This is a genomic window from Candidatus Nucleicultrix amoebiphila FS5 (assembly GCF_002117145.1).
In the GTDB taxonomy this organism is placed as follows: Bacteria; Pseudomonadota; Alphaproteobacteria; order Caedimonadales; family Nucleicultricaceae; genus Nucleicultrix; species Nucleicultrix amoebiphila.
In genome coordinates this window covers 1,684,312-1,702,712 of record NZ_CP008743.1, presented here as the reverse complement: position 1 = coordinate 1,702,712, position 18,401 = coordinate 1,684,312, and the positions used below count along the sequence as shown (strand labels likewise).

The window sequence follows — 18,401 nt, the reverse complement described above, 5'->3', positions numbered from 1 at the left end:
GATTGAGTTTGATCGAATTATCACTAAAAAATCATATATCAATTTTTAATATGTATGATTGTTTTGCATAAAAAATATTTATATCATATCTTGTGGAACTACTAAAAATTCACGGTAAAATATAGAGGAGACTCTATATGCTCTTTTTTTCACGAAGTTTTTGCCAATAATCTAGACGTTTCTTTATTTCCCTCTCAAAACCAATTTCAATTGGTTGATAAAATTCTATTCTTGGCAACTTTTCAGGGAAATAATTCTGACCAGAAAATCCTTCCGCCTCATTATGATCATAGAGGTAATTCTTTCCATACCCTTGATCTTTCATGAGTTTTGTAGGTGCATTGAGAATATGTTTAGGAGGCATCAATGATCCAGCTTCTTTTGCTACCTTCAAAGATTTATTCTGCGCAATGTACGCCGCATTGGATTTAGGAGATGTCGCTAAATATACAACGGCTTGAACAATAGCCAGCTCGCCTTCCGGTGACCCCAAAAATTCGTAAGCATCTTTTGCAGCAATCGTTTGAACTAATGCTTGAGGATCCGCAAGACCAATATCTTCCGAAGCAAATCTCACAAGACGCCTCAGAATATAGAGTGGCTCTTCTCCGGCAGCTAACATTCGCGCTAGCCAGTATAGAGCTGCGTTCACATCTGAGCCTCGTAACGATTTGTGAAGAGCACTAATTAAGTTATAGTGAGCATCTTGTCTTTTATCGTAAATGGGTGTGCGTTTTTGCAAATATTCCGAAATTTCTCCATAGGTTAACGGAGTGTGAGAACGAGCATTAAAAAGAATCTCAGCCATGTTAAGCAAATAACGACCATCTCCATCTGCCATGTGACAAATGACTGTTCTACCTTCATCATCTAAAGGTAATGTCTTTCCAAGCAGAGATTCAGCGCGCTTTAAAAGTTTTTTCAAATCGTCTAAAGAAAGTCTTTCAAGAGTCAAAACTTGCATACGTGAAAGCAAAGCTGCATTAAGTTCAAAAGATGGATTTTCAGTCGTTGCACCTACAAGGATAATGGTACCATCTTCGATATGGGGCAGAAGCACATCCTGCTGAGCACGATTAAAACGATGAATTTCATCAACAAAAAGGAGCGTCCCTTGCCCCATACTTCGACGCTTTTTCGCGTTGTCAAAAACCACTCTTAAATCAGCCACCCCTCCAAGGGTCGCAGGCACGCATTCAAAATGCATATTTATATAATTAGCAATAACTTGTGCCAGAGTCGTTTTTCCACATCCAGGAGGCCCCCAAAAAATTAGAGACTGAGTTTCTCCTCTTTCTAACATAGTCCTAAATGGCTTATCAGGATTCAATAGGTGACCTTGCCCAATGATTTCCTCAAGCGTTTTAGGACGCAAAAGATCAGCAAGGGGTTGTGGTGCCAATTTGCCAAATAAACTATCCGTTTTCGACAATTAACCTCCGTACACTCTCGCCACGTCGAGAAACAATAATCCATCCACGTTTAGAACGTTTCAAGTTTTGTTCAATATCCCCAACGGTTTTTATTTCAGCATCATTAATTTTAAGAACTACATCTCCAGGCATAAAACCTGCAAAGCTTGCAGGCGAGCCCGCAGTTACTGAAAGAATTACTACGCCTCCACCACCAAACCCCATTCCAAGCTCACTCGCAACAGCTGGTGAAAGTCCTATGACTACTGCCCCTGAAAGAGGATGACGACCAACAAGACGCACTTGCTTATTCCCGTCAAAATCTGGAGGAGTTTCAAGAATTAAATCTTTTTCTAAAACGATCCCCTTACGTTGCAGTTTAACTTTTACGCTCGAACCCTCCTTAATAGAGGCTATACGAAAACGAAAAGCTGTTTCATTCTTAACTTCATGACCATTCAGTTCAAGGATTAAATCGCCCACTTCTATACCAGCTTTTTTTGCAGGGCTATTATCAAACACTGCTTTCACAATAATTCCTGAAATTTTTTCAAGACCGAGCGCTTTTGCAATCTCTTGATCAACGTTTTGCATCGTTATGCCTGCCCAAACACGCTTTATCTTTCCACCATGATCTGCGCTTGCAATAATAGGAACTAACAAATTAGATGGAATGGCAAAGCCTATGCCAATTGATCCTCCTGAGTTAGAGAAAATAGCCGTATTAATCCCCACAACCTTTCCATCTAAAGTCACTAAAGGACCCCCTGAGTTTCCTGGATTAATCGCTGCATCAGTTTGAATCAGAGAACGAAAATCATCTATCCCCACTTGTGTTCTCGCTAACCCTGACACAATCCCCATGGTGACAGTTTGTCCAAGACCAAAAGGATTCCCCACAGCAAGGACAACATCTCCCACTTCAAGCTCATCCGCATCTCTAATGTCCAAATGTGGCAATTCTTTTTTATCTTTCCTCCGCAATTTTAAAGCTGCAACATCCGTCCTCTGGTCTTTAACGATAATATCTGCTTCAAACTCACGACCATCATTCAATACAACTTTGACTTCCTCTGCTTCATTGACCACATGTAAATTCGTAATCACCAAGCCATCATTACGAACGATAACACCTGAACCTAGAGATTTTTGAATGCGCGCATGGGGTTGCTCTTCAGGGATGATGTCCCCAAAAAAATGTCTAAATATAGGATCTTCTAGAAAAGGTGATGTTCGTGAACGCACCATTTTAGCTGCATAAATATTCACAACAGCAGGCGTCACCTTTTTTACAACAGGAGAAAAAGACATTTGCAACTGATCTCTAGATGGAGGCAAAACTTTTTCAGAGGAAATTTCTTTTATGACTTCTTTCTCTGCCAAAACCTTGTTCTCAGCAAAACCTTCTGTCTTCATTAATAAGAAAGCGCTAATAATCAGAAACAGTCTTTGAATTCTCATTTTTATCCTCACCAAACCATAGGATTAGAGTAATCTATTTTAAAGCAAAAAGCAGCCCTGAAGGCTGCTTTTTTAAAGCCGAGTATCTCTCGCTGATACCTTTTAACTCGCTGCTGCTTCCACAGACTTTGTTGTTGCTTCGTCAGCACCACTGTCTGTTGCCTCAGCTGGTTTCTTTGGTTTTGCATTAGGGTCACGATCAATAAACTCGATAATAGCCATTGGCGCCATATCACCATATCTAAAACCAGCTTTCATGATTCGTGTATAACCACCGTGTCGTGTTTTATAACGATCACCTAAAATTGATAACTTTTTTACCAACTCATTATCTCGTAGAATACTGAAAGCACGACGCGTAGCTGCGAGGTCACCTTTTTTGCCTACAGTGACAAGCTTTTCAACAATTGGACGTATATCTTTTGCCTTTGCGAGGGTTGTTCTAATTTGCTCGTATCGAACCAAAGAACTTGCTAATCCTGTTAGCAAAGCTTTTCTTTGGCTTCTTTTACGACCAAATTTCCTTCCTCGATGACCATGACGCATTTTTCTCTCCTAAATTTTTATAGAGCTTAATAAGGCTCATCAATTTTTTTGGCAAGCTCTTCAATGTTTTCAGGTGGCCACCCTTCAACATGCATACCAAGTTCAATGCCCATTTGAGCTAAAACTTCTTTGATTTCATTCAAAGACTTACGACCAAAGTTTGGTGTTCTGAGTAGATCAGATTCTGACTTTTGAACAAGATCACCAATATAAACAATGTTTTCATTCTTTAAGCAATTTGCCGAACGCACTGAAAGCTCAAGTTCCTCAACCTTACGAAGAAGATTACGGTTGAAAGGTAGATCAGATTTTTTCTCTGTCTCTTCTCGTATTTCTGGCTCTTCAAAAGTAATAAATTGCTTAAGTTGATCCTGAAGAATACGAGCAGATAATGCTACTGCATCCTCTGGTTTTACTGAACCATTGGTTTCAATATCAAGAATCAGTTTATCAAAGTCTGTCCTTTGACCAACACGTGTATTCTCAACTTTAAAGGATACCTTCAAAACTGGACTATAAATTGCATCAACTGCAATGTATCCAATAGGATGATCATCACTGCGTGATTGGCTAGATGGTACATAACCCTTACCTGAATCAATCGTAATTTCCATATGAATACTACCACCTTGATCAAGGCTACAAATAACCAAATCAGGATCCAAGACTTCAACTTCAGAAGTTGTCTGAATCATACCAGCCGTTACAGGACCTGCCTTATTCGCCTTTAAGCTAACCTTGCGAGGTCCTTCGCCATGTTTGCGGACTGCAAGAGTTTTAAGGTTCAAAATAATTTCAGGAACATCTTCAATCACACCTGGGATCGAAGAAAATTCATGCTGTACCCCCTCAATTTGCACACCTGTCACCGCTGAACCTTGCAGCGAAGATAACAGAACACGACGAATTGCCGTGCCAAGGGTTACACCAAAACCACGCTCTAAGGGCTCAGCTACAACTGTAGCCCGACGGCTTGGATCAAGATCAGTTTTGACATTAAGCTTATAGGGCTTAATCAAAGATTGCCAATTCTTCTGTATCACCGATGTATCCTCTCAGGGTTGATGATTAGAACTAATTAAACGCGACGACGATTAGGTGGACGACAACCATTGTGAGGCACAGGCGTCACATCCCTAATTGCTGTAATTGTAAAACCAATACCTTGCAAAGCACGCAATGCTGATTCTCGTCCAGACCCTGGACCGCTGACCTCAACTTCAAGGATCTTCATACCGTGATCCATTGCTTTACGACCAGCATCTTCAGCAGCCATCTGTGCTGCATAAGGCGTTGATTTTCTTGAACCTTTAAATCCCATCATCCCTGCTGAAGACCAGGAAATTGCATTCCCCTGGGCATCAGAGATTGTGACCATGGTATTGTTAAAAGTTGCATTAACATGTGCGACACCAGAGACAATATTTTTTCTCTCGCGGCGGCGCAAACGAGTGGTTGGCTTTACCATTGTGTAAAAATCCTATCCGTTCAAGTTTTTACTTTTTCTTGCCAGCAATAGCGACTGCTTTGCCTTTGCGAGTGCGCGCGTTCGTATGAGTCCTTTGCCCATGAACTGGGAGACCTTTACGATGACGCAACCCACGATAACAACCAAGATCAACAAGGCGCTTTATATTCATCGCTACATCACGACGTAAATCACCTTCTACCTTGATTTTTTTATCTATGCACTCACGAATTTTCAAAATCTGATCATCGGTCAGTTGATGGATTCGACATTCTGCAGGAATGCCTACTTCATCACAGATTTCCTTGGAATTCGATGGACCAATACCATAAATATATCTGAGGGCTATCACCACACGCTTTTGAGTCGGTAGGTTGACACCAGCTATACGCGCCACACTCAATCTCCTTACACTACAATTACAAAAATTTTTATAGGTACATGCATTAGATCGGCAATGTATAAGCAACTCATTACCAAAGTCAACACTTATGTACCAATGTTTATTGGTTGGATCACTTTCTAGGGAATTATGAGGCGCTCGTCAAGTGTTAGTATGATGAAAAATAAAATTTTTGGCAAAATTAGGGGTTTATTAAAACCTAATTAAATTTTTATTAAATTTAATTCTCTAAACATAAACAGCGTGGGGATATTTTAAATGCTGCTGTTGCAAGCAATTTAGGGCGTTACTCCCCTTCACTTTAAACAAAATAAATTGGAGGCGTTATGTTACATCTAACCTACTTTGAAAAATTTAAAAAGCCTATAAGCTTAGCTTTTGCAGCGAGCTTATTAATTTCATTTAACGCAATTGCTTCAAATCTACAAAAAAGCGATGAATTTGTAGACCTTGGTAAAGGCACGAAAGTAAGAATTGTAGAACAAGATGCTACTGTAACAGAAACACTTTCTAAAGTTTCGTATATTCCAAAGAAAGTTTCAGAGGGTCCGACAGATAGCGATATGACTGTGGTTCAAAACCCTGCAAAACCCGGTAAGGATGGACACTTTGTCGATGGTCCCTATACTATCGATGAATTAGATAGTATTCAAACATATGCTATTGTTGAAAGCGTCTACAGAATGACAAGGGGCGATCTAGAAGTCTTGAAAACTAAGTTCCCAACTACTAGTTCTATAACTAAGGCTGTTAAAACTTGGGATGGCAGACAATACGGTATCCTTAAAATTAGCCCAAATGCGGGTGAAGATGAAAATGCCTACTATTCACGAGAAGGCACTGATCGTGTTCTTAATTTTTTCCACTATACTGGTACCGACAAAAAAGAAGGTCGAACATGTCGTTCCTCAGATGTAGTCGCTCATGAAGCTGGACATTCCATGCTTGACATCTTTCATCCCGAATATTTTGATGTTGATTCCCCCCATACTGGTGGATTCCATGAAGCCTTTGGTGATCTAACAGCGATATTCTGGACTTTATCAGAATTTGATCAATGCAAAGCTGTTATTCTTGATACTGGCGGCGATCTGCATCAACCAAACTTCGTATCAGAATTAGCTGAACAATTTGGCCAAACAATTGGTGTAGGTTCTTCATTGCGCAATGCTGATGATGATCTAGCAATTACGCAAGTTGAAAATGAAGTTCATGAACTTTCAAGAGTCTTTACTGGAGCAATATACGATGTGCTCGTAGATGGATTTCAAGCAAACTATACTGTCAGTAAAACCATGAAAACTCCTGAACTGATTTTATTTGAAACCAGTCAATATCTAAGGCAGCTTTTTATGGAGTCAGTCTTAAGGTTAAAAACTAAAGCTCCTACGTTCTCTGATTTTGCTTATGGATTATTTGATACAGCGAATAAGCGTAAGGTAACACCTGTATTTGAACTCGATAAGATCGACTGGTCTTCTTCAATTCTAAAACAATTTGAAAGACGTAAAATTCGCGTTAAAGCGGGATCAACTAAAATGAATTTTATGGGTGAAGCCGCAGTTGCTAAAAAAGGTGCATGTGGTGTTGCTTGTGGAAGAAATGCAAAAAAGAAATAAAAAATAATTATCTAATTCTCAAAAAAAACGCTCTTCTTTTCAGGAGGAGCGTTTTTTCTTACCCAATATCAATTCGTAAAAGTTGCCGTACGCAAAATAGCGCTATTTATGTGATTTCACAAAAAAACAGAGTCTTTATTTTACATCAGAAGATTTTTTTAAGAAGAGCTTAATTTAATGGAGACTTCACTTGACGTAAGCTTATGGATAAGCCTTACAATTTCCGCATGCACTTCATCAGGAGCATTATTTCCATTCACACGGTACAACAATCCTTTTGCTTGATAAAAATCAACTAACTGAGATGTCTGTTCACGATACACTTCAAAACGTCTTTTAACTGCTTCAGGATTATCATCTGAGCGTCTAAAAAACTCAGTACTCCCACATATGTCACATACACCTTCTTTTAATGTCGGCGAAAAATAATCGTTATACGAAGCCTTGCATTCTTTACAATTAAAACGCCCAGACAAACGTTTGATCAAAAGTTCTTGATCAACATCCATCTCTATCACTGCAGTCAAAGGCTTTTTAATTTCAGTAAGAAAATCATCCAACACTTGTGCTTGATTAATGGTTCGAGGGAACCCATCACAGATAAAACCTTTTGCGGGTTTTGACATCTCTCTCCGGAACATATCAATAAAAATCTGATCATCAGGATATTCACCACGATCAATGATAGCCTTAATGCGCTTCCCAAGATCACTTCCAGAAGCGATCTCTTCTCGCACTAAATCACCTGTTGCTATTTGCTTTAAATGAAATTCTTCTTGAAGCCTACGGGCTTGGGTTCCTTTACCAGCACCTGGAGGACCAAGAAGAATCAAGATCATTTCTTGCGATCCTTATTCATAAAATTAGCTTTACGGATAAGGCCTTCGTATTGATGAGCCAAAAGATGAGATTGTATCTGTGCAACAGTATCGATGGATACGCTGACAACGATCAATAAACTTGTACCACCAAGATAAAATGGCAAAGAGTATTTCGATATCAGTACTTCAGGCAGAACACAGATAAAAGAAAGATAAATTGCGCCAACTACCGTCAAACGAGTCAACACAAAATCCAAGTGATCAGCTGTCATTTGGCCTGGACGGTATCCTGGTACAATTGCTCCATTCTTTTTCAAGTTTTCTGCAGTCTCAACGGGGTTGAAAACGACAGCGGTATAAAAGAAAGCAAAGAATACGATTAAAGCTACAAAAATGCCCATATACAAAGGTTTACCAGGACTCATGTAATATAAAATATTTGACAGAATACCTTCTGAATTTGAAGCAGAGAAGCGCGCCATCGTCACAGGCAACAACAATATAGAGCTTGCAAAAATTGGGGGAATAACTCCCGAACTGTTAATTTTTAAAGGCAAGTGTGAACTTTGCCCACCATACATACGAGATCCAACTTGTCGCTTTGGATATTGAATCAAAATTCTTCTTTGGGCACGTTCCATAAAAACGATAAATGCCACTAATCCAATAACCAGTAAAAGAATGATAAATATAAAGAAAGACGAGAGAGCACCCGTTCTTCCAAGCTCCAAAGTTGTTGCTAATGCATGAGGGATATTTGCCACGATACCAGAGAAGATTAATAAAGAGATACCATTTCCTACTCCTCGTGATGTGATCTGCTCACCTAACCACATTAAGAAAAGTGTTCCACCCAATAAGCTTATAACTGCAGAAAATCGAAAGAAAAAGCCAGGATCAATAACTGGTGATTGCGGCATAGACTCAAGACCAGCAGCAATACCCCACCCCTGCACAAAAGCCAAGAGAACCGTTCCATAACGTGTATATTGGTTAAGCTTTTTGCGACCAGATTCACCTTCTTTCTTTAAAGCCTCAAGTTGAGGAGATACAGAGGTTAAAAGCTGGACGATAATGCTCGAGGAAATGTACGGCATAACACCAAGCGCAAAAATAGTCATACGTCCTAAGGCGCCTCCTGAGAATTTATCAAAAATCCCCAATATACCTCCTGCATTTTGTTGTGCAATATGACGCATAAGTTCTGCATCAATTCCCGGTAAGGGAAGATACGTTCCAATACGATAAATGATAAGAGCAAATAATGTAAACCAAAGCCGCTTTTTTAAATCATCGGCTTTGGAAAATGACGAGAAACTAAAATTTGCCGCCAGTTGTTCGGCAGATGAAACCATTGTTATCCTTTATTGTTTTGACTCAAGTAGAGTGAGCTTCCCCTTAGCTTTTTCAATTGCAGCTTGTGCTGTTTTTGAAGCATTCAGCGCCTCGATGTCAAGAGCAACTTTTAGTTCTCCCCTACCTAACACCTTAACACCTTCCGCATGCTTATCGACCAGGTTTTTCTCAACAAGTATTTGATAGTTAACAGGCTTTTTAGGATCAAGCTTCCCTGAATCAACAGCCATCTGTAACTCATCAATATTGATAGTTGCAATTGTTCGTGTAAAGTTAAAATTGTTAAATCCGCGTTTTGGCAAACGGCGATAGAGTGGATTTTGTCCACCTTCAAACCCATTGATTGATACACCTGTACGTGCTTTTTGTCCTTTAACGCCACGACCACAGGTTTTACCTTTACCAGAACCAATACCACGACCCACTCTCATGAGTCCTTTACGTGCACCTGGATTATCTTTTATCTCATTCAATTTCATTGGCGTACCCAAATCTCTTACTTTAACTTCTACTTTACTTCTTCAATTTTCAAAAGATGCTTTATCTTTTCTATCATCCCACGCACTGAAGGAGTATCTTCAAGCACACGACTTTGATGAAGCTTCTTTAAACCCAATCCTTTTAAGGTCGACGTTTGATCTTCTCTACGTCGAATCGCACTAACAACTTGCGTTACTTTAACTTTTTTACCTGAATTCTTATTCATCGCCTTGATCACCTAAAGCTGCATCTCGATCACGTCTTCCAACAATTTCCCCTACCCGTTTACCACGCTTTGCAGCAATCTGCCGAGGGGAATGTATTCTTTGCAAACCAGTAATTGTCGCTCTCACCATGTTATGTGGACTGCTGGTTCCAAGTGACTTACTTACAACGTCTTGTATACCTAAGGCCTCAAAAACTGCACGCATTGGTCCACCAGCAATAATACCTGTACCTACTGGAGCAGCTCTCATATGTACATGGCCTGCACCAAAAATAGAAGTGACATCATGATGAAGTGTACGCCCTTCACGAAGGGGGATACGAATCATAGATTTTTTAGCAGATTCGGTAGCTTTTTTAACTGCTTCTGGAACTTCACGAGCTTTACCTGTTCCAAAACCAACACGACCTTTTCCATCACCTACAACTACGAGAGCTGAGAATCCAAAACGACGACCACCTTTTACAACCTTAGCGACGCGTTTAATACTCACAAGCTTTTCTATGTATTCAACATCTCTTTCAGCAGCGTTACGAGCCATTTTTTAATTCCTTAAAACTTTAATCCACTTGAGCGTGCAGCCTCAGCAAGCGCTTTTACACGCCCATGATAGAGATATCCGCCACGATCAAATACAACTGATTTTATTCCTGAAGCAATTGCTTTTTCCGCAATCAACTTTCCAACCGTCTCGGCTGCATCTTTGTTGCCGCTAGACTTTAACTTGCCACGCAAGCTTTTATCAAGAGTTGAAGCAGCGACAATTGTTTGACGCTTCGCATCATCAATAATTTGTGCGTAAATGTTATTCCGTGAACGAAAAACTGAAAGTCGTGGCATAGCTGCTTCGTTAGATGCTGCTAATTTCACTCGATTTCTTGTTTTACGTCTTAAAAATTTATCGCGCGCGTTTAACATGGCTATTTCTTCTTACCTTCCTTACGCATAATTACTTCGTTTTCGTATTTAACACCCTTGCCCTTATAAGGTTCAGGACGTCTAAAATCACGAATAACGGCTGCGAATGCTCCTACTTGTTCTTTATTAGCACCTGAGATTGCTACAGATGTTGGCTTTTCACATTTGACTGTAAGACCCGCTGGCACTGGAAGAATCACTTCGTGACTGAAGCCTAAGCTCAGCACGAGATTCTTTCCTTGAACAGCTGCACGATAACCAACGCCGTTAATTTCCAGGATCTTTGTGAACCCTTTTGTAACGCCATCAACAAGATTTTGAATCAGTTTTTTAGTTGTTCCCCAAGCCATTCTAGCTTGCTTGCTATTTGTGCGTGGACGTACAAGTACTTCGCCGTTTTCTGATTTCACAATCACTTCAGTCGAAAGTTTAATACTTAACTGACCGTTTTTTCCCTTAACACTTATATCTCCAGACGTTAGACTTACATCGACGCCTGCAGGAATTATTACTGGGTGTTTACCAACACGTGACATATTTTATCCTTTAGAATACCCGACACAAAATTTCACCACCAACATTTGCCTCACGCGCTTCATGGTCTGACATAACGCCTTTTGACGTTGATAGGATTGAAATCCCCAAACCATTATAGACTTTAGGCATTTTCTCAAGCGCTGAATAAACTCGGCGGCCTGGCTTTGATACCCTTTCAATCATTTGAATGACAGGTTGATTGTCGGGGTCTGTATATTTTAACTCTACAATGACATCCACGCGTGGACCATTTTGTACAGTCTTAAATGCACGGATATAACCTTCGCGCTTTAAAACCTCAAGTAAATTTATTTTTACAGTTGAGGAAGGAGAAGTCACTGTCTCTTGACGATTAGCTTGCGCATTACGTATGCGCGTCAACAAATCTGAAATAGGATCAGATAAATTCATTTTTTAACTCCTTACCAACTTGACTTTGTGACGCCAGGGATCAATGCTTCTGAAGCTAAATCCCGGAAAATCATGCGACACAATCTAAACTTACGATAATATCCACGTGGACGACCCGTCAATTCGCAACGGTTACGTATACGTGTTGCAGATCCATTCCTTGGCATTTCAGCCAACTTAAGAGAGGCTTGAAAACGCTCTTCAGCAGGCAAAGCCTTATCCATCACTATCTTTTTCAAAGCATTTCTCCGCGCTTTGAATTTAGCCGACATACTCTTGCGGCGGTTATTTTTTTCAATTGAACTCTTTTTAGACACGACTCACCCTCAACTTGTAAATGGCATGTTAAACGCTTTCAGTAATGCAACAGCCTCTTTGTCAGTCTTGGCTGAAGTCACAATGATAATATCCAATCCGTGAATCTTATCAATTTTATCATAGTTAATCTCAGGAAATATGATGTGTTCCTTAACACCCATTGCGAAGTTTCCATTGCCATCAAAACTTTTTGAAGAAAGCCCTCTAAAGTCTCTAATACGTGGCATTGCGATATTCACCAGCCTATCCAGAAACTCGTACATTCTTTTATTGCGAAGAGTTACCTTAGCACCGATACCGATATTCTCACGCAACTTAAACCCAGCGATTGACTTTCGTGACTTTGTCACAACTGGCTTTTGTCCAGAAATTGCAGCTAACTCATCAACGGCTATCTCAAGCTTTTTCTTATCTTGGGCCGCTTCACCAATTCCCATGTTAATCACAATCTTTTCGATCTGTGGAACCATCATAGGATTTGTATAGCTAAACTCTTTCATGAGAGTTGGCTGTACGACCTTTTTATAATGTTCAATCAAACGCGCCATTATTAAAACCTTTACTTATCAATCGCTTCACCAGAACGTTTTGCGAAACGTATTCTGGCACCATCCTTTAGAATCTTTCTTCCAATACGTGTTGGCTTGTTATCTTTTGGATCCAAGTGCATCACGTTAGAAATATGTATGGAAGACTCTATCTTCTTTAACCCACCTGTGTCTGCCATTGTCGCTTTTTGGTGTTTAGTTTTTACGCCAACACCTTGCACAACAACACGCATATCTTTTCGGTTCACAGATAAAATCTGTCCAATTTTTCCCTTATCCTTACCAGAAATGACAATAACTTGGTCACCCTTTTTAACATGTGTTTTTATCATCATTTAAAGAACCTCAGGTGCAAGAGAGATAATTTTCATATACTTACGGGCACGAAGCTCACGGGTAACGGGACCAAAAATACGTGTACCGATTGGCTCACCTTGGTTGTTGATCAACACAGCGGCGTTACGGTCAAAACGAATTTCAGATCCATCATTACGACGGATACCTTTAGCTGTTCTTACAATCACAGCTTTGTGAACTTCACCCTTTTTAACTTTACGGTCTGGAATAGCATCTTTTACGGCGACCACAATAATGTCTCCAATTGATGCTGTCTTTCTCTTTGAGCCACCGAGCACTCTTATACACTCCACGCGTCGTGCACCAGAATTATCAGCAACATCTAAATTTGTTTGTTCTCTAATCATTTTTAACCCTAAACACTACCGCTTATGACTCAAATACAACTTCCCAGTGTTTCGTCTTGGAAATTGGTCTACACTCACGAATTTTTACACCTTGACCTACTTGGCATTGGTTGTTCTCATCATGAGCTGTAAATTTCTTCGAGCGTGTAATAAATTTTTTGTAAACAGGATGCATCACACGTCTTTGAACTGTTACTGTTATTGTTTTATCGCATTTATTGCTAACAACAACGCCTTGAAGCACTCTTCTAGGCATCTTAAACTCCTTTACCAGTACGTTGCTTTTCAGCCATCACCGTCTTAATACGAGCAACTTCACGACGTGCTGTCTTAAAGCGCGTCGTCGACGCAAGCTGACCATTCACCTTTTGGAATCTTAGATTCATGAGCTCTTGCTTAAGCTTCACAACCATATCCATAAGCTCACTCTCGGTTTTTACACGAATCTCTTCTGTTTTCATACTCTATACTCCTGATGCGAGACGTGTAACAAATTTTGTTTTAATTGGCAATTTCGCAGCTGCCAATAAAAAGGCCTCTTTTGCCAAATCCGCGGGAACACCCTCTAATTCAAAAAGAATCCTTCCCGGTGCTACACGGCATACCCAAAACTCTGGGTTACCTTTACCGCTACCCATACGTACTTCAGCTGGCTTTGTCGACACTGGTACATCGGGAAATATGCGAATCCAAACGCGTCCACTTCTTTTAATGTGACGTGTAATAGCACGACGTGCCGCTTCAATCTGTCTTGCAGTCACACGTGTTGGTTCTAAAGCCTTCAACCCAAATGACCCAAAATTCAATCTTGTCCCACCCTTGGACATACCATGAATACGGCCTTTGTGTGCTTTTCTATATTTTGTCTTCTTAGGAGCTAACATCTTAATCTTTCCCTAAACACTAAGCTCTTGGTGATTGTTGATGACTATAGCGACGATCTTGCGCAAAAGCATCACGCTCTAAAACTTCACCGCGATAAATCCAAACCTTTACTCCACAAACACCATAGGTCGTTTCAGCACCACAGTGTCCATAGTCTACGTCAGCCCTCAATGTATGCAGCGGCACTCTTCCTTCATGATACTGCTCCACACGAGCAATTTCAGCACCCCCTAGGCGACCTGAAACGATAATACGAATTCCTTCAGCCCCCATACGCATAGATGTTTGGATTGCACGTTTCATGGCACGACGATAACTAACACGTCTTTCAATCTGTTGGGCAATGCTCTCTGCTACAAGTGAAGCCTCTAATTCAGGCTTTCGCACTTCAACAATATTGAGACTCACTTCAGTTGCCAGCATTTTTGTTAAAGCTGCCTTCAAAACCTCAATATCAGAACCTTTTTTGCCAATAATCACACCAGGTCTAGCTGTCTGAATTGTAATAATTGCTTTTTTAGCAGGTCTTTCTACTATAATTCTCGCAATACCAGCCTGCGGTAATTTTTCCTTCAGGAAATCACGAATTTTTAAATCCTGAATCAGTTGATCACCATAAGTACCTTTATGCGCAAACCACCTTGAATCCCAAGTGCGATTAATGCCTATGCGCAGACCAATAGGTTTAACTTTTTGTCCCATTATGCAGCAACCTCTTGTTGACGGACGATAATACTAATATTGCTAAAGGGCTTTTCTATACGTCCAGCACTTCCGCGTGCCCTTGCATGAAATCTCTTCATAACTAGGCTTTTCCCCACATAAGCTTCCGCCACATAAAGGCGATCAATATCAAGCCCATGATTATTTTCAGCATTGTTTACCGCAGATATAAGCAATTTGTAAACATCTTTTGCTATGCGTCTTTTTGAAAATAAAAGATTTTCTAAAGCAAGTGAAACAGACTTACCTCGAATCATTTGAGCAACAATATTAAGCTTACGTGGACTTGTCCTTACCGTACTTAATGTTGCCTTTGCCTCATTATCCTTCAATTGACGTGGCGTTGGTTTTTTAGACATCTTTATGCAACCTTTGTAGCTTTCTTACCACCTGTGTGCCCATGAAAAGTACGGGTTGGTGCAAATTCACCAAATTTATGCCCCACCATTTCTTCACTGACCAGAACAGGGATGAATTTATTACCATTATGAACTGCAAATGTTAAGCCCACAAATTGAGGTAATATGGTCGAACGTCTTGACCATGTTTTAATAATTTCTTTACGGCCTTGAGTATGAACTTTTTCTGCCTTCTTCAACAGAAATCCATCAACGAAAGGACCTTTCCAAACAGAGCGTGCCACAAACTACTCCTATTTCTTACGACGACTAATAATATGTTTATCCGAAGGCTTTTTATGCCTTGTCTTACGACCCTTTGTCGCAATACCCCACGGTGTCACCGGGTGACGACCACCATTTGTACGACCACCGTGTGGGTGATCAACTGGGTTCATTGCTATACCACGCACCGTTGGACGAATACCAAACCAACGATTACGACCCGCTTTACCAATACTGATGTTCTTTTGATCAGGATTAGAAACCGCACCAATAGATGCTCGACAATCTCCCGGCACAACGCGTAGTTCGCCAGAAGAAAGACGCAATTGAATTAAACCTAAGTCACGACCTACGATCTGCGCATAAGTTCCCGCAGAACGTGCTAATTGTCCACCCTTACCCGCTTTCATTTCAACGTTGTGTACAATTGTTCCAACGGGAATGCTCTTTAAAGGCAATGCATTCCCTGGTTTAATATCAACCCTATCTCCTGAGACAACCTTATCACCAACTGCGAGTCTTTGAGGCGCTAAAATATAGGCAAGCGTTGAATCAGATTGATAACGAATAAGAGCGATAAATGCTGATCTATTCGGATCGTACTCAATACGCTCCACGACAGCAAACACATCATCCTTACGACGCTTAAAATCAATTTTACGATATAACCTCTTCGCACCACCACCAATATGGCGTGTGGTTATATGACCATTATTATTACGACCGCCAGTCTTTGTCATGCCCTCTGTAAGGGATTTTTCAGGTCTCCCCTTCCAAAGTCCGCTTCGGTCAACGAGAATAAGTTGTCTTTGTCCTGGTGTGACAGGTTTAAATTGCTTCAATGCCATCTTAGATCACAGCTCCAACATCAATAGTATGCCCTTCAGCGAGCTTTACATAGGCCTTCTTCTTGTCTGAACGTTGACCTAGGAAACCGCGGAATCTTTTTTCTTTACCCTTGTTGATCAATGTATTAACGGCTTCTACTTTGACCTTAAAAATTGCTTCTACAGCTTCTTTAATTTCTTTTTTCGTTGCCTTTGGACAAACCAAAAATACAAACTGACGTTCTTGGGACACAAGAGTCGCTTTTTCTGTAATCAAAGGAGCCTTAATGATTGAAAAAGCCCTTTCAGTGACGGCCACTTTCTTATCAGTCTTGGTCTTCTTTGTTGTAGCCTTTTTTGTCATCTCAACCTCTGTTCTAAGTATTTCACTGAATCCTTAGTCAAAACCAGGATATCACGGCGCAAAATATCGTATACGTTGATGCCTTGTTGGGCTAACACGTCTATTCCCACGAGGTTTGAAGCGGCTCTAGAGAAGTTCTGATCCACTGTTTCACCATCAATTACCAGGGCCGATGTAAGTCCTAAGGCTTTAATCTTGCTTAAAATTTCTTTAGTCTTATGACTTTTTACTTGCAGCGTGTCAAGGATAAGTAGCTTTCCTTCTGAAAATTTTGCTGAAAGCGCTGTTTTCAAGGCTAAACGACGAACCTTTTTTGGCAAGTCATAGGCATGTGAACGTACAATCGGTCCAAAAATAACGCCACCACCCCTAAATTGGGCTGAACGAAGACTACCTTGACGTGCACGACCAGTACCTTTTTGCTTCCAAGGCTTCTTTGTCGTTCCACTAACTTCACTAACGCCCTTAGTTTTATGTGTGCCGGCTCTTCTTTTTGCAAGCTGCCAATGAACCATACGGGCTAAAATATCTTCACGTGTTGGCAGACCAAAAATCTCTGAAGCGAGCTCGATGTCGCCAATCGTTTTATTATCAATGCTCTTTATTTCGCACTTCATGACTCTACTTTCTCTGTTTGAGCTTGTTCAGAGGAACTCTCTACTGAAGGTTCTTGAACTATTTGCGTTACCTGCTCATCTTGCTTCGGGCTGTCAGTTACTGACACCTTACTTCCTCCCTCTGCACCAGCTTTAATTAAGGCCGCGGGAAATGGAAGATCTGCAGGCATCTTTCTTTTTACTGCATCACGAATCGTCACAAAGCCTCCTGGATTACCTGGGATAGCTCCGACAACTGCTATAAGTCCCTTTTCAGGGTATGTCGCATGAATTTTTAGGTTTTGCACAGTTACTCGCTCACAACCAAGATGTCCAGCCATCTTCTTACCTTTGAAGACACGTCCTGGGTCTTGGCGGTTACCAGTCGAACCATGACTACGGTGTGAAACTGACACACCATGGCTGGCTCTTAAACCACCAAAATTATGGCGCTTCATAGCACCAGCAAAACCTTTACCATTTGATGTTCCAGTAACGTCAATATATTGACCTGCAACAAAGTGCTCTACAGAGATTTTGTCTCCTACATTAAGCAAGGCTTCATCACTTACCCTAAACTCAATTAGCTTCTTTTTTGGTTCAATCTTAGCCTTCGCATATGTACCGCGAGAAGCTTTCGTCACATTTTTAACCTTAGCTTTGCCGACTCCAACTTGAATAGCTGTATAGCCATTCTTTTCTTTTGTTCTTACAGCAACAACTTGACAATCATCTACCTTCAACAAAGTTACAGGCACATGTTCGCCTTTCTCTGTAAGGATTCTTGTCATTCCAACTTTTTCCGCAAGTAAACCTGTTCGCATCATGGCCCCGTTTAAAGCTTAATCTCTACTTCAACACCAGCAGCCAAATCGAGTTTCTTCAGAGCTTCTACCGTTTGTGGTGACCACTCTATGATATCGAGAAGACGCTTATGTGTCCTTATTTCAAACTGCTCGCGCGACTTTTTGTCGATATGCGGGCTTCTATTGACTGTGTAAATCTCTTTCTTATTAGGTAAAGGAATGGGGCCTCGTACAACCGCACCAGTTCTTTTAGCTGTGTTTACAATTTCCTGCGTTGATTGATCTAGCAGTCGATGATCAAACGCTTTTAGTCTAATGCGTATATTTTGGTTTTCCATTACCTTTACCT

Annotated in this window: 30 protein-coding genes; 1 reads left to right on the top strand and 29 read right to left on the bottom strand. The window is 40.6% G+C overall.

What is annotated here, in order from left to right:
* Window positions 1-133: 133 nt before the first annotated feature.
* From GQ61_RS08435 to rpsM, 6 genes are all read right to left on the bottom strand, one after another.
* Window positions 134-1,432, bottom strand: a complete 1,299-nt coding sequence (locus tag GQ61_RS08435) for a replication-associated recombination protein A (RefSeq protein ID WP_085784906.1) — start codon at window positions 1,430-1,432, stop codon at window positions 134-136.
* On the bottom strand, window positions 1,416-2,873 hold the full coding sequence (locus GQ61_RS08430; protein ID WP_085784905.1) for a Do family serine endopeptidase: 1,458 nt from the start codon (window positions 2,871-2,873) through the stop codon (window positions 1,416-1,418). Before GQ61_RS08430 ends, GQ61_RS08435 begins: the two co-directional genes overlap by 17 nt.
* A gap of 102 nt (window positions 2,874-2,975) precedes the next feature.
* Window positions 2,976-3,419: a 50S ribosomal protein L17 gene (gene rplQ, locus GQ61_RS08425; RefSeq protein ID WP_085784904.1), complete on the bottom strand. Its 444-nt coding sequence runs from the start codon at window positions 3,417-3,419 to the stop codon at window positions 2,976-2,978.
* A gap of 26 nt (window positions 3,420-3,445) precedes the next feature.
* Window positions 3,446-4,462 (bottom strand): DNA-directed RNA polymerase subunit alpha, encoded by a 1,017-nt coding sequence (locus tag GQ61_RS08420; protein ID WP_085784903.1) that lies wholly within the window; start codon window positions 4,460-4,462, stop codon window positions 3,446-3,448.
* A 35-nt stretch (window positions 4,463-4,497) separates the two neighbouring features.
* Window positions 4,498-4,887, bottom strand: a complete 390-nt coding sequence (gene rpsK, locus GQ61_RS08415) for a 30S ribosomal protein S11 (protein ID WP_085784902.1) — start codon at window positions 4,885-4,887, stop codon at window positions 4,498-4,500.
* 28 nt (window positions 4,888-4,915) lie between these two features.
* Window positions 4,916-5,284, bottom strand: coding sequence for a 30S ribosomal protein S13 (gene rpsM / locus GQ61_RS08410; RefSeq protein ID WP_085784901.1), 369 nt, complete (start codon window positions 5,282-5,284; stop codon window positions 4,916-4,918).
* A gap of 332 nt (window positions 5,285-5,616) precedes the next feature.
* Between rpsM and GQ61_RS08405 the strand changes: the two genes are divergently transcribed.
* Complete coding sequence (locus GQ61_RS08405) at window positions 5,617-6,909, top strand: gluzincin family metallopeptidase (protein ID WP_085784900.1); 1,293 nt, start codon at window positions 5,617-5,619, stop codon at window positions 6,907-6,909.
* A gap of 158 nt (window positions 6,910-7,067) precedes the next feature.
* Here the strand turns inward: GQ61_RS08405 and GQ61_RS08400 are convergent, their stop codons facing one another.
* The 23 genes from GQ61_RS08400 to rpsJ are packed head-to-tail and all read right to left on the bottom strand — an operon-like array spanning window position 7,068 to window position 18,390.
* Window positions 7,068-7,748 (bottom strand): adenylate kinase, encoded by a 681-nt coding sequence (locus GQ61_RS08400; RefSeq protein ID WP_085784899.1) that lies wholly within the window; start codon window positions 7,746-7,748, stop codon window positions 7,068-7,070.
* A complete protein-coding gene (gene secY, locus GQ61_RS08395) occupies window positions 7,745-9,085 on the bottom strand; it encodes a preprotein translocase subunit SecY (protein ID WP_085784898.1) in 1,341 nt (446 codons plus the stop codon). Before secY ends, GQ61_RS08400 begins: the two co-directional genes overlap by 4 nt.
* A gap of 9 nt (window positions 9,086-9,094) precedes the next feature.
* Window positions 9,095-9,565 carry a 50S ribosomal protein L15 gene (gene rplO, locus GQ61_RS08390; RefSeq protein ID WP_085784897.1) on the bottom strand — a complete coding sequence of 157 codons (471 nt, stop codon included), beginning with the start codon at window positions 9,563-9,565 and terminating at the stop codon, window positions 9,095-9,097.
* Between the two features lie 29 nt (window positions 9,566-9,594).
* On the bottom strand, window positions 9,595-9,792 hold the full coding sequence (gene rpmD, locus GQ61_RS08385; protein ID WP_085784896.1) for a 50S ribosomal protein L30: 198 nt from the start codon (window positions 9,790-9,792) through the stop codon (window positions 9,595-9,597).
* Complete coding sequence (gene rpsE, locus GQ61_RS08380) at window positions 9,785-10,333, bottom strand: 30S ribosomal protein S5 (RefSeq protein ID WP_085784895.1); 549 nt, start codon at window positions 10,331-10,333, stop codon at window positions 9,785-9,787. Before rpsE ends, rpmD begins: the two co-directional genes overlap by 8 nt.
* A gap of 11 nt (window positions 10,334-10,344) precedes the next feature.
* Window positions 10,345-10,710 (bottom strand): 50S ribosomal protein L18, encoded by a 366-nt coding sequence (gene rplR, locus GQ61_RS08375; RefSeq protein WP_085784894.1) that lies wholly within the window; start codon window positions 10,708-10,710, stop codon window positions 10,345-10,347.
* Window positions 10,711-10,712: 2 nt separating this feature from the next.
* Window positions 10,713-11,246 carry a 50S ribosomal protein L6 gene (gene rplF, locus GQ61_RS08370; RefSeq protein WP_085784893.1) on the bottom strand — a complete coding sequence of 178 codons (534 nt, stop codon included), beginning with the start codon at window positions 11,244-11,246 and terminating at the stop codon, window positions 10,713-10,715.
* Window positions 11,247-11,256: 10 nt separating this feature from the next.
* Entirely contained in the window at window positions 11,257-11,658 is a 402-nt protein-coding gene (gene rpsH, locus GQ61_RS08365; RefSeq protein ID WP_085784892.1) for a 30S ribosomal protein S8, read from the bottom strand.
* Window positions 11,659-11,669: 11 nt separating this feature from the next.
* Window positions 11,670-11,975, bottom strand: coding sequence for a 30S ribosomal protein S14 (gene rpsN, locus GQ61_RS08360; RefSeq protein WP_085784891.1), 306 nt, complete (start codon window positions 11,973-11,975; stop codon window positions 11,670-11,672).
* 9 nt (window positions 11,976-11,984) lie between these two features.
* Window positions 11,985-12,524: a 50S ribosomal protein L5 gene (gene rplE, locus GQ61_RS08355; RefSeq protein WP_085784890.1), complete on the bottom strand. Its 540-nt coding sequence runs from the start codon at window positions 12,522-12,524 to the stop codon at window positions 11,985-11,987.
* A gap of 11 nt (window positions 12,525-12,535) precedes the next feature.
* The gene (gene rplX / locus GQ61_RS08350) at window positions 12,536-12,856 is read right to left on the bottom strand and encodes a 50S ribosomal protein L24 (protein ID WP_085785092.1); all 321 of its coding nucleotides are present in this window, start codon (window positions 12,854-12,856) and stop codon (window positions 12,536-12,538) included.
* A gap of 3 nt (window positions 12,857-12,859) precedes the next feature.
* Complete coding sequence (gene rplN, locus GQ61_RS08345; RefSeq protein WP_085784889.1) at window positions 12,860-13,228, bottom strand: 50S ribosomal protein L14; 369 nt, start codon at window positions 13,226-13,228, stop codon at window positions 12,860-12,862.
* Between the two features lie 22 nt (window positions 13,229-13,250).
* Window positions 13,251-13,484 (bottom strand): 30S ribosomal protein S17, encoded by a 234-nt coding sequence (rpsQ, locus tag GQ61_RS08340; RefSeq protein WP_085784888.1) that lies wholly within the window; start codon window positions 13,482-13,484, stop codon window positions 13,251-13,253.
* 1 nt (window position 13,485) lies between these two features.
* Window positions 13,486-13,689 (bottom strand): 50S ribosomal protein L29, encoded by a 204-nt coding sequence (rpmC, locus tag GQ61_RS08335; protein WP_085784887.1) that lies wholly within the window; start codon window positions 13,687-13,689, stop codon window positions 13,486-13,488.
* 3 nt (window positions 13,690-13,692) lie between these two features.
* Window positions 13,693-14,112 carry a 50S ribosomal protein L16 gene (gene rplP, locus GQ61_RS08330; RefSeq protein WP_085784886.1) on the bottom strand — a complete coding sequence of 140 codons (420 nt, stop codon included), beginning with the start codon at window positions 14,110-14,112 and terminating at the stop codon, window positions 13,693-13,695.
* 19 nt (window positions 14,113-14,131) lie between these two features.
* Window positions 14,132-14,815: a 30S ribosomal protein S3 gene (gene rpsC, locus GQ61_RS08325; protein ID WP_085784885.1), complete on the bottom strand. Its 684-nt coding sequence runs from the start codon at window positions 14,813-14,815 to the stop codon at window positions 14,132-14,134.
* Window positions 14,815-15,195 carry a 50S ribosomal protein L22 gene (rplV, locus tag GQ61_RS08320; protein ID WP_085784884.1) on the bottom strand — a complete coding sequence of 127 codons (381 nt, stop codon included), beginning with the start codon at window positions 15,193-15,195 and terminating at the stop codon, window positions 14,815-14,817. The genes rpsC and rplV overlap by 1 nt, the downstream gene beginning before the upstream one ends.
* A gap of 2 nt (window positions 15,196-15,197) precedes the next feature.
* Complete coding sequence (rpsS, locus tag GQ61_RS08315) at window positions 15,198-15,479, bottom strand: 30S ribosomal protein S19 (protein WP_085784883.1); 282 nt, start codon at window positions 15,477-15,479, stop codon at window positions 15,198-15,200.
* A gap of 9 nt (window positions 15,480-15,488) precedes the next feature.
* Window positions 15,489-16,307: a 50S ribosomal protein L2 gene (gene rplB / locus GQ61_RS08310; RefSeq protein ID WP_085784882.1), complete on the bottom strand. Its 819-nt coding sequence runs from the start codon at window positions 16,305-16,307 to the stop codon at window positions 15,489-15,491.
* Between the two features lies 1 nt (window position 16,308).
* A complete protein-coding gene (locus GQ61_RS08305) occupies window positions 16,309-16,650 on the bottom strand; it encodes a 50S ribosomal protein L23 (RefSeq protein ID WP_085784881.1) in 342 nt (113 codons plus the stop codon).
* Window positions 16,647-17,267, bottom strand: a complete 621-nt coding sequence (gene rplD, locus GQ61_RS08300; protein ID WP_085784880.1) for a 50S ribosomal protein L4 — start codon at window positions 17,265-17,267, stop codon at window positions 16,647-16,649. Before rplD ends, GQ61_RS08305 begins: the two co-directional genes overlap by 4 nt.
* Complete coding sequence (gene rplC / locus GQ61_RS08295) at window positions 17,264-18,070, bottom strand: 50S ribosomal protein L3 (protein ID WP_085784879.1); 807 nt, start codon at window positions 18,068-18,070, stop codon at window positions 17,264-17,266. Before rplC ends, rplD begins: the two co-directional genes overlap by 4 nt.
* A gap of 11 nt (window positions 18,071-18,081) precedes the next feature.
* Entirely contained in the window at window positions 18,082-18,390 is a 309-nt protein-coding gene (gene rpsJ / locus GQ61_RS08290; RefSeq protein WP_085784878.1) for a 30S ribosomal protein S10, read from the bottom strand.
* Window positions 18,391-18,401 lie beyond the last annotated feature (11 nt).